Source organism: Bradyrhizobium australafricanum (genome assembly GCF_020329495.1).
GTDB classification, from domain to species: Bacteria; Pseudomonadota; Alphaproteobacteria; order Rhizobiales; family Xanthobacteraceae; genus Bradyrhizobium; species Bradyrhizobium australafricanum.
In genome coordinates, this window is record NZ_JAGKJL010000113.1 from 1 (window position 1) to 13,878 (window position 13,878).

The window sequence follows — 13,878 nt, forward strand, 5'->3', positions numbered from 1 at the left end:
CTTTGCCGACCGGGTCTACCGCGGAAATCAACTCCTCGACGCGCTCTCAGACTGCGGTCCATGGACTGTCGAGATCGTCGAGCGGCCTCAAGGCGTCAAAGGCTTCCAGCTTCTGCCGAGGCGGTGGGTGGTTGAACGCACATTCGCTTGGTTCGGCAGATGCCGCCGCCTCGCCAAGGACTTCGAGGCGACGGTGGCAACCGAAGCTGCCTGGCTGCTGATTGCACACATCAGGCTCCTGACCCGCAGACTCGCGGCTGCAGCTAAGGTTGGGTGATTTATGAGTCAGACTCTTAGGTCCGCCGGGCCAACCCGAAGAACGCGCCACCAAAATAGATCAGCGGCGTCTCCCCCTCACGCAGATGCATCGCGCGGACCACGCCGACGAAGATCGAATGCGTGTCGTGCGCATGCTCGTCGATCAGCTCGCAGTCGAGGCCGATCAGCGCATCCCGCAGGATCGGCGCGCCCGTGACCAGCGACAGCCAGCCGTCGGCGTCGGAAAAGCGATCGTCCCGCTCGATGCCGCGGCGGCCGGCGAACACATTGGCCAGCTCGGCCTGGTCGGCGTGCAGCATGTTGACGCCGAACGCGGCGGTGCGCCGGATCAGGCCATGCGCGCTCGCCGAGCGGTTGACGCAGGCGATCAGCCGCGGCGGCGTGTCCGACAGCGAACAGACCGACGTCGCCGTCATCCCCGTTCTGTCGCCCGGGCCGCCCGCCGACAGGATCGTCACCGCACCGGCGTGGTGGCGCATCGCCGCGCGATAGGACGCGGGGTCGACGCTCCCGTGAGCCGGGGCGGCGTTACGTGAGGCGGTCGAAAGCAGGCTGGTCGGTGCGTTCATCTGACTGTTCCGGGCGAGAGGCGACGGTTTTGAATCGTATAGGCCAGCTCGACCGATCGCAGAAACGCAAATATCTAACCAGTTGTTCAGATCATCCGATCAATGCCGTCAGGCGTGTGCAGGCCGCCGAGCCGCGGCAGCGCCTGATCGAATGCCGCGCGATGCACGCGCGCGGCGGCATCCATGTCGGCCAGCGCGAGCCGCCTAATACTCAATCCCGAACTCGTCATAGAGGCGGCGGAACACGGCGGGCAGCACTTCGGTGAGATCTTCCGCGATCAGGCCGGGGCCCGCCTCGCTCGCGCTCTCGCCGTGCATCCAGACGCCGATGCTGGCGGCCTCGAAGGCCGCGACGCTCTGCGCCAGGAAACCCGCGATGATGCCCGACAGCACGTCGCCGGCGCCGGCGGTGGCGAGCCAGGGCGGCGCATTGGCGGCGACGGTGGCGCGGCCGTCGGGAGACGCGATCACCGTGTCGGCGCCTTTCAGCAGCACCACCGCGCCGGAGCGCTCGGCCGCCGCGCGCACGCGCTCGAGCTTGGAGCGGCCGGGATGCTTGTTGGAAATATCGCTGAACAGCCGCGGAAACTCGCCCTCATGCGGCGTCAGTACCACCTGCTGACCGGCGCTTGCCTTGATCGCCTCGAACAGCCGGTCCGGCGCGCCGGCAAAGCTGGTCAGCGCGTCGGCGTCGAGCACCAGATGCCGCTGCGCCGACAGCGCGGTGTGGACGAAGTCACGGGTCCGCGCGCTGACCCCGGCGCCCGGACCGATCACGCAGGCATTGAGGCGCTTGTCGCCAAGCAGCTCGGCGAACTGGATCGGGTTGTCGACCGCGCGCACCATCACCGCGGTCAGCGCCGCGGCATTGACGGCAAGCGCATCACGCGGCGAGGCCAGCGTCACGAGGCCGGCGCCGGCGCGCAGCGCCGCGCGCGCGGCGAGCCGTGCCGCCCCGGTCGAGGCGAGATCGCCCGACACCACGACGGCGTGCCCCCGCGCGTATTTGTGGCCGTCGATCCGCGGCACCGGAAACGACCATCGCCAGGCCTCCGGCGCATTCTCGGCGGTGAGCGGCTTGATCTCGTCGAGCACCTGCGCGGCGATGCCGATGTCGGCAACACGCACCCGGCCGCAATACATCCGGCCCGGCAGCAACAGATGCGCGGGCTTCTTGCGGAAGAAGGTGACGGTCTCGGTGGCCTGCACGGCCGCGCCCATCACGGCGCCCGATGTGCCGTTGATGCCGCTCGGCAGATCGACCGCCAGCACCGGCGTACCGTTGGCATTGATCGCCGCGATCATCTCCAGCGGATCGCCCTTCACCGGCCGGTTGAGGCCGGCGCCGAACAGCGCGTCGACGATCAGCGCCGGCTTGCCGAGCGCCTGCGGGTTGAACGGCAGCACCGGATATTTCCAGCCCTTCGCCGCCAGCGCCGCGTCGCCCTGCAGGCTGTCGCGCTCGCAGAGCAGGATCACCGAGACCTCGCGGCCGCGCGCGGCAAGCTCGGCGGCAGCGACAAAGCCGTCGCCGCCATTGTTGCCGCGGCCGGCGACCACCACGATCGGCCCCTCCTCGACCAGGTCCATCGCGGCTTCCGCGACGGCCTGGCCCGCGCTCATCATCAGCGCGAAGCCCGGCGTTCCGGCTGCGATGGTCAGCCGGTCAGCGCGCTCCATCTCGGTCGTGGTCAGAACGTCCATGCCGAATCCTCAATCGCTTCGCCTTTTCGAGAGGCAATTCCTGTGACGTTCGCGGGGTTTCTACTGGCCGACTGCATACGGATTGATCTATTTGCCTATTTGTTAGGCTTGGATATCATAGCCCATGTGGTTCGATATCAGCCGATTGCCTGTTAAAAGGCTGATAACATTCTGAAATCGGGGACCTTAACAACTTGGCATAGACCCTGCTTTTGAGGAAGCCGCGCGCAAGGCCGCTTCATGCGACCATTGCGCGTGTTTCCGGCCACCGGCCGGAAGCCTTAAGACCAACCAGACTGCGCCCCACGCGCATCGAACTCGACCCTGCAATCTGCAATGCCCGGGAGGCGCTCAGTGAAGAAGATTGAAGCCATCATCAAGCCCTTCAAGCTCGACGAGGTGAAAGAAGCGCTCCAGGAAGTCGGACTGCAAGGCATCACCGTCACCGAGGCCAAGGGATTTGGCCGCCAGAAGGGCCATGCCGAACTCTATCGCGGTGCGGAATACATCGTCGACTTCCTGCCCAAGGTGAAGATCGAGATCGTGATCGGCGACGACCTGGTCGAGAAGGCGATCGACGCGATCCGCCGCGCGGCGCAGACCGGCCGGATCGGCGACGGCAAGATCTTCGTCTCCAACATCGAGGAAGCCATCCGCATCCGGACCGGCGAATCCGGGCTGGACGCTATTTAAGGGCGGTGCTATCCGGATTTTCTGACGGCAAAAGAGAAAAAAGGCTGCTTCGGCAGCCTGATTTCGTTTGTGTAGTCACACGAACTCGCCAAAAGCGGGAATAACGTCGCTCTCCGCTGGAAACCGACCCGCACATCCATAAGGGGTATTCATGAAGACCGCCAAAGACGTCCTGAAATCGATCAAGGACAACGACGTCAAATACGTCGACCTGCGCTTCACCGATCCGCGCGGCAAGTGGCAGCACGTCACCTTCGACGTCAGCATGATCGACGATGACATCTTCGCCGAGGGAACGATGTTCGACGGCTCGTCGATCGCCGGCTGGAAGGCGATCAATGAATCCGACATGTGCCTGATGCCCGACCCGGTCACCGCGACGATCGACCCGTTCTTCGCCGAGACCACCATGGTCATCACGTGCGACGTGCTCGAGCCGACCACCGGCGAGCCCTACAACCGCGACCCCCGCGGCATCGCCAAGAAGGCCGAGGCGATGGTGAAGTCGATGGGCGTGGGAGACACCGTGTTCGTCGGCCCCGAGGCCGAGTTCTTCGTGTTCGACGACGTGCGCTATTCGGCCGAACCCTACAACACCGGCTTCCGCCTCGACTCCTCCGAGCTGCCGATCAACTCGGCGACCGAATATGAGGGCGGCAACCTCGGCCACCGCATCCGCACCAAGGCCGGCTACTTCCCGGTGCCGCCGCAGGACTCGGTGCAGGACATGCGCTCGGAGATGCTCGGCGCGATGGCCAAGATGGGCGTCAAGGTCGAGAAGCATCACCACGAGGTGGCCTCGGCCCAGCACGAGCTCGGCATGAAGTTCGACACGCTGACGCTGATGGCCGACCATATGCAGATCTACAAGTACTGCATCCACCAGGTCGCCCACATCTACGGCAAGACCGCCACCTTCATGCCGAAGCCGGTCTACGGCGACAACGGCTCGGGCATGCATGTGCATCAGTCCATCTGGAAGGACGGCAAGCCGACCTTCGCCGGCAACAAATACGCCGACCTGTCGGAGACCTGCCTGCACTACATCGGCGGCGTCATCAAGCACGCCAAGGCGATCAACGCCTTCACCAACCCGTCGACCAACTCCTACAAACGTCTGGTCCCGGGCTATGAAGCCCCCGTGCTGCTCGCCTATTCCGCGCGCAACCGCTCGGCGGCCTGCCGCATCCCCTACACCGCGAACCCGAAGGCCAAGCGCGTCGAGGTGCGTTTCCCCGACCCGATGGCCAACCCCTATCTCGGCTTCGCCGCGATGCTGATGGCCGGTCTTGACGGCATCAAGAACAAGATCGATCCGGGTCCGGCGATGGACAAGGACCTCTACGATCTGCCGAAGGAAGAGCTGAAGCAGATCCCGACCGTCTGCGGCTCGCTCCGCGAGGCGCTCGAGAGCCTCGACAAGGACCGCGCGTTCCTCAAGAACGGCGGCGTGTTCGACGACGACTTCATCGACGCCTATATCGAGCTGAAGATGACCGAGGTCGCGCGTTTCGAAATGACCCCGCACCCGGTGGAATTCGAGATGTACTACTCGCTGTAAATCTTACGGCACCGACGACATGCGAAAGGCGCTTCCACCGGAAGCGCCTTTTGTTTTTGGGTGAGAACGGTGCGTAGGATGGGTAGAGCGAAGCGAAACCCATCGCACCGGTGCAAGCCTTGAGATGATGGGTTTCGCTTCGCTCTACCCATCCTACGAAGGGCGGTTACGCCTTCGCCTTGGCGAGCCGCCGTCCGCCGGCGTCGAGCGCGCCGAATTTGCCCGCGATCATGTCGGGCGTCGGGATCATCCCGCCGAGCGACCAGCTCGCCGGCTCGCCCTCCTCGATCTTGACCCAGACGTTGCGGCGGAAGTCCGGGTTACCCTGCCCCTCGATCTCGACCATGAGATCGGTGACGCGCTCCAGCAGCGCCTGCTTCTGCGCGACATCGAAGATGCCGCGGACGGTGGAAATGGTGACGTAAGGCATGGTCTCTCTCCATTGCTGAGGGTGTGACAACGCAGCGAAGATGGACCGGCACGGCCAAATCAGGCAGTGGCCGATCGGACAGAGATCGGGCAATATCTGCCACCGCCCGATTGCGCTGATCGGCTAGCATGACGGCAAATTCCGGAGGTCCCATGAAGCTTGCGATCCTCGCGCTGGAAGGCTGCATGCAATCGGCGGTCGCCGGCATCGCCGACATCCTCACCCTCGCCAACCACGTGATGCAGCTGCGCGGCGGCAAGGCGCGCTTCAGCTGGCAGACGCTCTCGCTCGACGGCAAGGCGGTGCGCGCCGGCGGCGGCAAGTTGCTCGCCGTCGATGGTGCGGTGGGCAGGCGGACGGCGTGCGACGCGATCATCGTGCCGGGCAGCCTGGTCGATCATCTCACCGCCGAGCGCCTGCAACCGCAATATGACCGTGCTGGCGCCTGGCTGCGCCAGCAGCATGCCAGCGGCCGGCTGATCGGCGCGTTCTGCAGCGGCGTGCTGCTGCTCGCCAATGCCGGCCTGCTCGACGGCCGCCGCGCCACCATCACGTGGTGGCTGCAGAGCGAGCTGCGCCGCCGCCATCCCAAGGTTGATCTCGCCGGTGATGCCGTGATCACGCAGGCGGATCGCCTGGTCTGCGCCGCCGGTCCGATGTCGTGGGTCGATCTGTTGCTGCGGCTGATCGAACTCGTCGAAGGCGCGGAGGTCGCAAAGGTCTGCGCCGACTATGCCGTGATCGACACCGCACAGCGCACGCAGGCGATCTTCATGCCGCTCGGCTACATGCTCGGCCAGGACCCGCTGCTGATGAAAGCGGACATGCTGGTGCGCCGCACCGGCAAGACCCCGATCACGGTGCGCGGCCTCGCGCACGCGCTCGGCCTCAGCGAACGCACGCTGAACCGCCGCTTCCGCGAACTGACCCACGAGCCGCCGCAGGCCTTCATCATGCGCCGCCGCGTCGAGCACGCCCGCACGCTGCTGGAGACCACAGCGCAGCCGATCAAGGCGATCGCCCGCACCACCGGCTATGAGGACGAGAGCAGCTTTCGAAAGGCCTTCCGCAAGCTCACGCTGACATCGCCGCAGGCCTATCGCGCGCAGCGATCGATGCGCGCAGCCTGATCGCAGGAAGCCCGGAAGACTACGGTCAGCAACGCTGACGAACCTGATGACGTGATGCGAACCGCACACAAGGTTGTGTTTCCGGGATCGACAACGCCTGGGCTCGGGTGTTCACTGCCGGCAAGGACCCGAAAGCGGCCCTCGATAAAACACACATTCATTTTCTGCATGGGGAGAAACGAGATGTCTTTCGTCGCTCGACGAATGGCGGCGCTTTCGACCGCCATCACCATTCTCGCTGTCTGTGCTGGCAGCGCATTTGCCCAGAAGAAATACGACACCGGCGTAACCGATACCGAAATCAAGATCGGCAACATCATGCCCTATAGCGGGCCGGCATCTGCCTATGGCACCAGCGGCCGGGCCCAGGCGGCCTATTTCCGCAAGGTCAACGCCGAGGGCGGCATCAATGGCCGCAAGATCAACTTCATCTCCTACGACGACAGCTACAGTCCGCCGAAGACGGTCGAGCAGGCGCGCAAGCTGGTCGAAGGCGACGAGGTCTTGCTGATCTTCGCCTCTCTCGGCACGGCATCCAACGGCGCGATTCAGAAATACATGAACGTGAAGAAGGTACCGCAGCTGTTCATTCAGACCGGTGCCACCAAGTGGAACGATCCGCAGAACTTCCCGTGGACCATGGGCTGGCAGCCCAGTTATCAGAGCGAGGGACGGATCTACGCCAAGCACATCCTGAAGGAAAAGCCGGGCGGCAGGATCGCGGTCCTCTACCAGAACGACGATTATGGAAAGGACTATCTCAAGGGCCTGAAGGACGGCCTCGGCGACAAGGCGGCGTCGATGATCGTGATCGAGGATGCGTATGAGGTGGCCGAGCCGACGATCGACACGCACATCGTCAAGATGAAATCGATGAATGCCGACGTATTCGTCGACATCGCCACACCGAAATTCGCGGCGCAGGCCATCAAGAAGGCGGCCGAGATCGGCTGGAAACCGCTGCACATCCTCAACTCGGTAGGTTCCTCGCTCGGCGCCGTGATCCAGCCTGCCGGCTTCGAGAACGCACAAGGCATCATCTCGGTGGCCTACCTGATGGATCCGCTCGATCCGCAATGGAAGGACGATCCCGGCATGAAGGCGTTCGACGAATATCTCTCCAAATATTTCCCCGAAGGCAATCGGGCCGACAGCCTGATTATGACAGGGTACAATGCGGCTCAGACGCTGGTTCAGGTGCTTAAGCAGTGCGGCGACGATCTCACGCGCGCCAACGTCATGAAGCAGGCCGCCAACCTGAAGGCCTTCCGCACCACCAACCTGCTGCCCGGTATCACGATGAACACCAGCCCGATCGATTTCGCGCCGATCAAGCAGATGCAGCTCAGACGACTCAAGGGCGAGCGATGGGAGCTGTTCGGGCCGATGCTCAGCGCGGAAGTAGGAGGTTAGCCGACCGCAGACCCTCACTGCGCCGCCCGGCTGTCCGAGCGCTATCCGCGTCATTGCGAGGAGCTCGCGGCAAAATTGCAAAGCAATTTTGCGCTGAAGCGACGAAGCAATCCACCTCTCCGCGTATCCGGACAGATGGATTGCTTCGCTTCGCTCGCAATGACGCTAGTAGCCTCGGATCTGTAGGATGGGTAGAGCGCAGCGAAACCCATCATCTCGCCCCTGCACGGGGGCGATGGGTTTCGCTTCGCTCTACCCATCCTGCGGAGCTTGACCTACACCCGGAACAGCTTCGCGTACCTCGCCTTGATCTCCTCCGACTGCACCTGCACCTGGGCCGGATCGGCCTTGAGCATTCTCAGTTTGTCGAGCGGCACGTGACCGGCCTTCTCCTTCACCTTGGCGTGGAACGAGCGGTGCGCGAATTCGTCAGCCAGCATTTGCTGGGTCTCGGCGCTGAAAAAATAGCTCTGGAACAGCCGCGCCGCATTCGGGTTCGGCGCGTTCTTGAAGATGCCGCTGGGGACGATGATCAGCGGCGCGCCCTCGGCGGGATAGACCACCTCGACCGGCTTGCCCTGATCCTTGGCCAGCACGAGGTTGTAGTCGTTGCCGTCGGCCATCACCGCGCGCTCGCCGAGCAGGATCTTCTTCGGCGGATCGGCCGCCGACTGCACCTGCATCACGCGCTGCTGCGACAGCTTCTCCAGATACGGCCAGCCGAGGTCGCGTGCCAGCACGAAGGTCGCGGTCATGATCGCGCCGGAATAGCTCGGGTGGCCCTTGACGATTTTGCCGCGCCACTTGGGATCGAGCAGGTCGGCGTAGCTCTTCGGCGCCTCCTCGCGCTTCACCTGCTCGGTGTTGTAGCCGATCACCTCGAACCAGGCGCAGGATGTCGCCGAGGTGCCGTCGGGATCGATCTGGTCGGCCGGAAAATGCCTGGCGACGTCCTCCGGCACATAGGCCGCGAGCCAGTCGTTCTTCTTCCAGTCGAGGTAATGCGCGGGATCTGTGGAATTGGCGACGTCGACGGCGTTGATGCCGCTGCCCTGCTCCTGTGCGATGCGCTGGAAGATACGCTCCGCGCCCGAGCGCTCGACGCGGACGCTGATCCCGGGATATTTCTGCTCGAAGTCACGCGCGAGACGCTCGGCCGTGTTCAGCTCCAGCGCGCTGTAGAACGAGATCTTGCCTTCCTTCTTGGCGGCTGCGATCAGCTCCGGCGTCACGGCTTCCGCCGGCGGCGCCGCCGCGCGCAGCGGCTCCGCGAATACCATGCCGGCGGCGGCGGCCGCCGTCACCTTGAGCCAGTCGCGCCTCGATCATTTGCGGTCCTGCATTCCATACTCCCTGAGATCGGGCCGTTGACCGGCCGCGCCCTTGTCGCGGGAGCTTAGCGCGTAGAATGGGTAGAGCGAAGCGAAACCACCAAATAGCGGCCACGTCAGGGATGATGGTTTCGCGCAGTTTATCATCGGGCCGCGCTTGCGGACCCGTTGGCATCCAGGTCACGCCGCGGTCTACGTCTTCGCGGGCGGATTCTCGCGCAGGAAGCGTTCGAGATCGGGCTGCACGGAATAAGGCTGCGGAACCGGATCGCCCTGAAAGTCGACCTGAAGATCAAGGCAGCGCCGCAGCATCCGCGCCAGCTCGCCGCGCCGATAGGGCTTGGTCAGCAGCGGAATGCCGTGGCCGCCACGCCCCTGCTGCGCGGGCAGCACGCCGTCGCTGTAGCCCGAGGTGAACAGCACCCGCAGTGCCGGGCGCCCCGCCATCAGTGTCTCCGCCAATTGCCGGCCGTTCATGCTGCCGGGCATCACGATATCGGTGAACAGAAGGTCGAACGCGGTGCCGCGGTTGACGATTTCGAGCGCGGCGTCCGCGTTCGCCGCAACCAGCACGTTGTAGCCGAGGCTTTCGAGCTGGCCCGTGACATAGTCCCGGATCGTAGGGTCGTCCTCCACGCACAGGATCGTCTCGTCGCCGCCCCTGATGGGCAGATCGTCCTCCTCCGCCGCGCGCTGTACGGTGCCGTCGGCCTTCGGCAGATAGATCCTGAAGATGGTGCCGCGCCCCTGCTCGCTCTTGACCTCGATACCGCCGCCGCTTTGCTTGACGAAGCCGAACACCATGCTGAGCCCGAGCCCGGCGCCCTGCCCGACCTCCTTGGTGGAAAAGAACGGATCGAAGATCTTCTCCAGATGCGTCGGCGAAATGCCGGTGCCGGTATCGGTCACCTCGATCACGAGATGATCGCCGGCGCGCTCGACGCCGCACGCCACGGCGTCGGGAATCCCGAGCTGGATGTTGCGGGTCGCAAAGGTCAGCGTGCCGCCGTCAGGCATGGCATCGCGCGCATTGATGGCGAGATTGACCAGCGCAGCACCAAGCTGGCTGCGGTCGACGAAGGCGAGCCAGGCGTTGCGGCTGAGCTCCGTCCTGATCTCGGTCTGCGAGCCGAGCGTCTGCGACAGCAGCCGGACCACCTCGCCGACCAGGTCGTTGACGTCGGCCTCGCCGGGCTGCAGCGGTTGCTTGCGCGCGAATGCCAGGAGGCTCGAGGTGAGCTGCGCGCCGCGATCGGCGGCATCGCTGATCAGCTTGGCGATTGCGGCGAGTTGCGGGTTGTCCTTGACGCCGTCGGCGAGGATCTCGATCGTGCCGGTGATCACGGTCAGCATGTTGTTGAAGTCGTGCGCGATGCCGCCGGTCAGCCGCCCCAGCGATTCCGACTTCTGCGCCTGGATCAACTGCTCCTCGGCGATCCGGCGCTGGCTGACGTCCCTGACAAAGGAATTGATGATCCAGCCGTCACCGCGGCGCAGCGCGTTGAGGGACACCTCGACATAGAACCGGTGACCGTCGCGGTGCAGGCACGCCGTTTCATAGCGCATGCCCATGCCGCCGGCCGCGGTCTCCTGCAGGAAGCGGGTGATCCGCTGCCGGTGCGCAAGGCGCAGCTCCTCCGGAAACACCAGTTCGACCACCCGATAACCGACCGCCTCGGAGCGCGTCCAGCCGGTCAGCACCTCGGCCTGCGGGCTCCAGTCGAGAATGACGCCGTCCTGGTCGGTCTGGACGAAGGCGTCGAGCGCGGTCCTGACGATGGCTTGCGCCATCTGCTCGCTCTCGACCAGCGCCTGGTGCGCCCGACGCTGCGCGGTGACGTCGTGCAGTACGGCGACCGCGCCCCGCAGATTGCCGGTATCGTCGCGCAGCGGCCGCGCGTTGACGACAAGGAAGACGGCCGGTTGCGGCGGTTGCGGTTTGACGATCAGCTCGAAATCGTCGACGTCATCGCCGCGCAGCGCACGCGCCATCGGCGTGTCCGGGATCGGCATCACGGTGGTGCCGTCGGCATAATAGTTCTGGAAGGTGCGAACGCCGGTCAGGGTATCAAAACCGGGTTCGACACTGTACAGCCGTCGCGCCGCGGCGTTGACGATCACGATCATCCCGTGCTCGTCGGCGACCACCACCGGATCGCGGATGCTCTCGACGGTCTTCTCCAGCAGGTGCTGCCTGCTGCCCAGCTGCGCCGACAATTCGGCAAGCGTCGCCGCGAGCTGAGCGGTCTCGCCGTCATCGCTTGAGCCGAGCGAGACCTGCTGGCCGCGCGACAGCGCCTCCGCCGCCCGCACCAGCTGGGCGGGCGTCCTGGACAGCGATCTCGCAATCACCTCAGCCGTCATCAATACCACCGCAACCGCGCCACCCGCGAGCAGAACGCCCGGCCAGGTTACGCCATGGATGAAGCCCAGCGCGAGCAGGAGCGCGGCGACGGGAAACAACATCCCCATCGCCAGACGGCCCGACAAATTCATCCCGACCAACCCCTCGTGTCGGCTGCACCCGAAAATGGAAAAGGAAAAGCAGTATTCGGAAAGGGTCGTCGGCGCCGGAGCAAATATCCCTGTTGCTTAGCCGAGTCCGGCGCTGCAATCCGCCACTTTCGTATCCGTATTAGTACGGAGGAAGGCCGATTCCGGCGCACGCGCAATAACGGAAGAATAGCTGCGACCTGTCGACCAGCGGTACATCTCGCCGGCAGCACAACTCAACATACTGAGAATTTGCAGGAGGGCCCCGGAGTACATGTTTGGCGCCGTGGTCAGCCGTCGGCCGAACGCGCCAGGCGGGATGCCGACATGGTCGCTCGCCAAACATGGAACACTCCCGCGTTTCAGGGTCCAGCCCAGCCCTCGCCGGCGCTTGGCGACGCTCTCAACGCCGACTTACGACACCTCGAAGTAACGTGCCTCGGCTGCGACACGCATCGTGAGGCGGCCGAACAGGACCTCGATCCACGAGCTCGAGCGCCCCGTGGCAAGCGGTGTTCCCGATTGCGGACGAACAATATCTCGGCCAAAATCGTCGGGACAGTTCAGGAAGGATGAGCTTACAAAAAGAGAGACGATGTGACGTGCAGGCCGCATCCTCATCCCCCGTAAGCTTAAGCTGCAAATACCCATCTGGGTCCCGTTGAATGTTAGCGCGCCGAAGAGCGGATCTGCTCTCAAGGCGGGCGACCTTGCATTTGATACGGAGCACAAAATGGATTCCATGCTGAATGACAGGGTCGCGGAAGGGCGGCTCGTGAGCTTGGAAGAGCAGCTTTCGAACCTCGCGCGCGAAGCAGGAGTCAGCCCTTCCGGCCCGCCGACCGGCAAGAAAGCGTTTCACGCGCCGCTAGAAGCGGTTCATCGATTGGCGGATTGGCGCCACCTTGCCATTGTCGGTTCCGTGCTGGCAGCTTGCATAGGTGGCGCTGCTTGGTGGTGGTCGTCACCCAGCGATACGGCGATGGTGGCCTCCCCTGGCTACACCTCACCTCCTGCGCAAACCCCGCCGAAAGACGCCGCGCCGAAAGACGTTGCGCCGACTGCCGCCGCACCTTCTTCCGACTTGGCGCAGCAGCTTCAACCGATGGCGCGCGATCTCGCTGCCTTGAGGCAAGCGGTCGAACAGCTTGAGGTGAGGCAAGAACAATTGGGCCGCGACCATAAAAACCTCGCAAGCCAACTCGAGGCGAGCCAAGCAGAATTGGCACGCAGCAAAGATATCATCGACCACATCAAGGCGACTCAGGATCAGATGGCGCGCGAAAGCGAGGCGGTCACCGAGCGGCTCAACGCAAGCCAGGAACAGCTGGCCGGTGTCATCGCCAACGCCGCAGAGACGAAGGTGAGCCCCGAACAGCCAAAGGTAAGCCCCGAACAGCCAACGGTAGCCCCGGAAATACCACTGCCGCGTCCGCGGCCGTCGACCGATGTTGCCCAGACGCGCAAACCGGCGCCAACCCCGACGCGGCCGCACGCCACCAGCAAACCGCAACCGCCGGCATGGCCATGGTCAGTGCGCTAATGCCGTGACGTGCTGCTTCCTGCGTGCCGTCGACGCGGCAACGGCCGATACCTGCACTTTGCGATCAACGAAGCAACACGATCAACGAAGCAACACGAAGAGGCCGCTGGCGCTGGTCAGCGGCCTCTTGAACCTGATCTTAAATGAACGTCTTGGTGGTAAAATCTTTGCCTCAGGTCCGCCGTTATTAGACTGGGAATTTGCCACACAGTGAAGCCCCAACAGGTGCGATGCTCAACGGAACTCTTGTGACGTTGCGGGGACAACACACTTTGCGTTCGTGACGCCCTGAGTGGACGATCTACTCGCCTGCCGCTCGGCTCGCATGGATTGGCAAAGGAAAGCTCCGTGTCTTTCATTGCTTCCCGATCCGAGGTGCGACCGACCGACCCGACGGACAGACGACGCCACACATTCGGTGTCGTCCCTGCGAAAAAGTGTTTGGTCCCTGCAGATTGGTTGGATGGAATCGGTGTAGAACGAGGCGTGGCCTTTGTTAGGGAGCGCCTCGTGTCATGGAACTGAGCTTGCACGCGAACGCCACGACGACGCCGAAGACACGTGCCTACATCCAGCGCAGCCGGAAGTCGGTCGCTCAGTTGGCGGCCGAATTGGGGGTCAGCGAGACCACGATTTATCGCTGGCGCAGCCGCACGACGGTCGAAGACCGCTCGCACCGGCCGAAGAACCTCACGACCAGCCTCTCCGCGGTTGAAGAAAGGGCCGTTTGTG

13 protein-coding genes are annotated in these 13,878 nt (G+C 64.1%); 7 read left to right on the plus strand and 6 right to left on the minus strand.

Translation table 11 applies throughout. The features are described 5' to 3' along the window. On the plus strand, positions 1 to 277 hold a 277-nt coding region (locus tag J6525_RS44235), incomplete at its 5' end, for a transposase (protein ID WP_225649256.1). 16 nt (positions 278 to 293) lie between these two features. Here the strand turns inward: J6525_RS44235 and J6525_RS44240 are convergent. The 3 genes from J6525_RS44240 to J6525_RS44250 form a co-directional block, all read right to left on the minus strand. Continuing rightward, the gene (locus J6525_RS44240; RefSeq protein ID WP_225649349.1) at positions 294 to 848 is read right to left on the minus strand and encodes a flavin reductase family protein; all 555 of its coding nucleotides are present in this window, start codon (positions 846 to 848) and stop codon (positions 294 to 296) included. 86 nt (positions 849 to 934) lie between these two features. Next, positions 935 to 1,063: a hypothetical protein gene (locus J6525_RS44245; protein WP_376708658.1), complete on the minus strand. Its 129-nt coding sequence runs from the start codon at positions 1,061 to 1,063 to the stop codon at positions 935 to 937. Further along, positions 1,053 to 2,552, minus strand: coding sequence for an NAD(P)H-hydrate dehydratase (locus J6525_RS44250; RefSeq protein ID WP_225649350.1), 1,500 nt, complete (start codon positions 2,550 to 2,552; stop codon positions 1,053 to 1,055). Before J6525_RS44250 ends, J6525_RS44245 begins: the two co-directional genes overlap by 11 nt. A gap of 354 nt (positions 2,553 to 2,906) precedes the next feature. On the opposite strand from J6525_RS44250, the gene J6525_RS44255 reads away from it, so the two are divergent. Together J6525_RS44255 and glnA are read left to right on the plus strand one after the other, a co-directional pair. Continuing rightward, positions 2,907 to 3,245, plus strand: coding sequence for a P-II family nitrogen regulator (locus J6525_RS44255; RefSeq protein WP_011441447.1), 339 nt, complete (start codon positions 2,907 to 2,909; stop codon positions 3,243 to 3,245). A gap of 151 nt (positions 3,246 to 3,396) precedes the next feature. Continuing rightward, positions 3,397 to 4,806, plus strand: a complete 1,410-nt coding sequence (gene glnA / locus J6525_RS44260) for a type I glutamate--ammonia ligase (protein ID WP_028333940.1) — start codon at positions 3,397 to 3,399, stop codon at positions 4,804 to 4,806. A gap of 166 nt (positions 4,807 to 4,972) precedes the next feature. Here the strand turns inward: glnA and J6525_RS44265 are convergent, their stop codons facing one another. Then, positions 4,973 to 5,236, minus strand: coding sequence for a tautomerase family protein (locus tag J6525_RS44265; RefSeq protein ID WP_092077865.1), 264 nt, complete (start codon positions 5,234 to 5,236; stop codon positions 4,973 to 4,975). A 152-nt stretch (positions 5,237 to 5,388) separates the two neighbouring features. Between J6525_RS44265 and J6525_RS44270 the strand changes: the two genes are divergently transcribed. Both J6525_RS44270 and J6525_RS44275 read left to right on the plus strand, forming a co-directional pair. Further along, positions 5,389 to 6,366 (plus strand): GlxA family transcriptional regulator, encoded by a 978-nt coding sequence (locus tag J6525_RS44270; protein ID WP_225649351.1) that lies wholly within the window; start codon positions 5,389 to 5,391, stop codon positions 6,364 to 6,366. A 183-nt stretch (positions 6,367 to 6,549) separates the two neighbouring features. After that, entirely contained in the window at positions 6,550 to 7,779 is a 1,230-nt protein-coding gene (locus J6525_RS44275; RefSeq protein WP_225649352.1) for an ABC transporter substrate-binding protein, read from the plus strand. A gap of 275 nt (positions 7,780 to 8,054) precedes the next feature. On the opposite strand, the gene J6525_RS44280 is transcribed toward J6525_RS44275, so the two are convergent. Both J6525_RS44280 and J6525_RS44285 read right to left on the minus strand, forming a co-directional pair. Then, the gene (locus J6525_RS44280; RefSeq protein WP_225649353.1) at positions 8,055 to 9,083 is read right to left on the minus strand and encodes an ABC transporter substrate-binding protein; all 1,029 of its coding nucleotides are present in this window, start codon (positions 9,081 to 9,083) and stop codon (positions 8,055 to 8,057) included. 219 nt (positions 9,084 to 9,302) lie between these two features. Then, positions 9,303 to 11,576, minus strand: coding sequence for a PAS domain S-box protein (locus J6525_RS44285; RefSeq protein ID WP_225649354.1), 2,274 nt, complete (start codon positions 11,574 to 11,576; stop codon positions 9,303 to 9,305). A 760-nt stretch (positions 11,577 to 12,336) separates the two neighbouring features. Between J6525_RS44285 and J6525_RS44290 the strand changes: the two genes are divergently transcribed. Next, positions 12,337 to 13,146 carry a hypothetical protein gene (locus tag J6525_RS44290; protein WP_225649355.1) on the plus strand — a complete coding sequence of 270 codons (810 nt, stop codon included), beginning with the start codon at positions 12,337 to 12,339 and terminating at the stop codon, positions 13,144 to 13,146. A 515-nt stretch (positions 13,147 to 13,661) separates the two neighbouring features. Next, the coding region (locus J6525_RS44295) for a helix-turn-helix domain-containing protein (protein ID WP_225647727.1) at positions 13,662 to 13,878 on the plus strand (217 nt) is incomplete at its 3' end.

Coding starts and splice junctions, on each gene's coding strand:
- J6525_RS44250 (WP_225649350.1), bottom strand. CDS start 2,552: ATGGACGTTCTGACCACGACCGAGATGGAGCGCGCTGACCGGCTGACC.
- J6525_RS44240 (WP_225649349.1), bottom strand. CDS start 848: ATGAACGCACCGACCAGCCTGCTTTCGACCGCCTCACGTAACGCCGCC.
- J6525_RS44270 (WP_225649351.1), top strand. CDS start 5,389: ATGAAGCTTGCGATCCTCGCGCTGGAAGGCTGCATGCAATCGGCGGTC.
- J6525_RS44275 (WP_225649352.1), top strand. CDS start 6,550: ATGTCTTTCGTCGCTCGACGAATGGCGGCGCTTTCGACCGCCATCACC.
- J6525_RS44285 (WP_225649354.1), bottom strand. CDS start 11,576: ATGTTGTTTCCCGTCGCCGCGCTCCTGCTCGCGCTGGGCTTCATCCAT.
- glnA (WP_028333940.1), top strand. CDS start 3,397: ATGAAGACCGCCAAAGACGTCCTGAAATCGATCAAGGACAACGACGTC.
- J6525_RS44265 (WP_092077865.1), bottom strand. CDS start 5,236: ATGCCTTACGTCACCATTTCCACCGTCCGCGGCATCTTCGATGTCGCG.
- J6525_RS44290 (WP_225649355.1), top strand. CDS start 12,337: ATGGATTCCATGCTGAATGACAGGGTCGCGGAAGGGCGGCTCGTGAGC.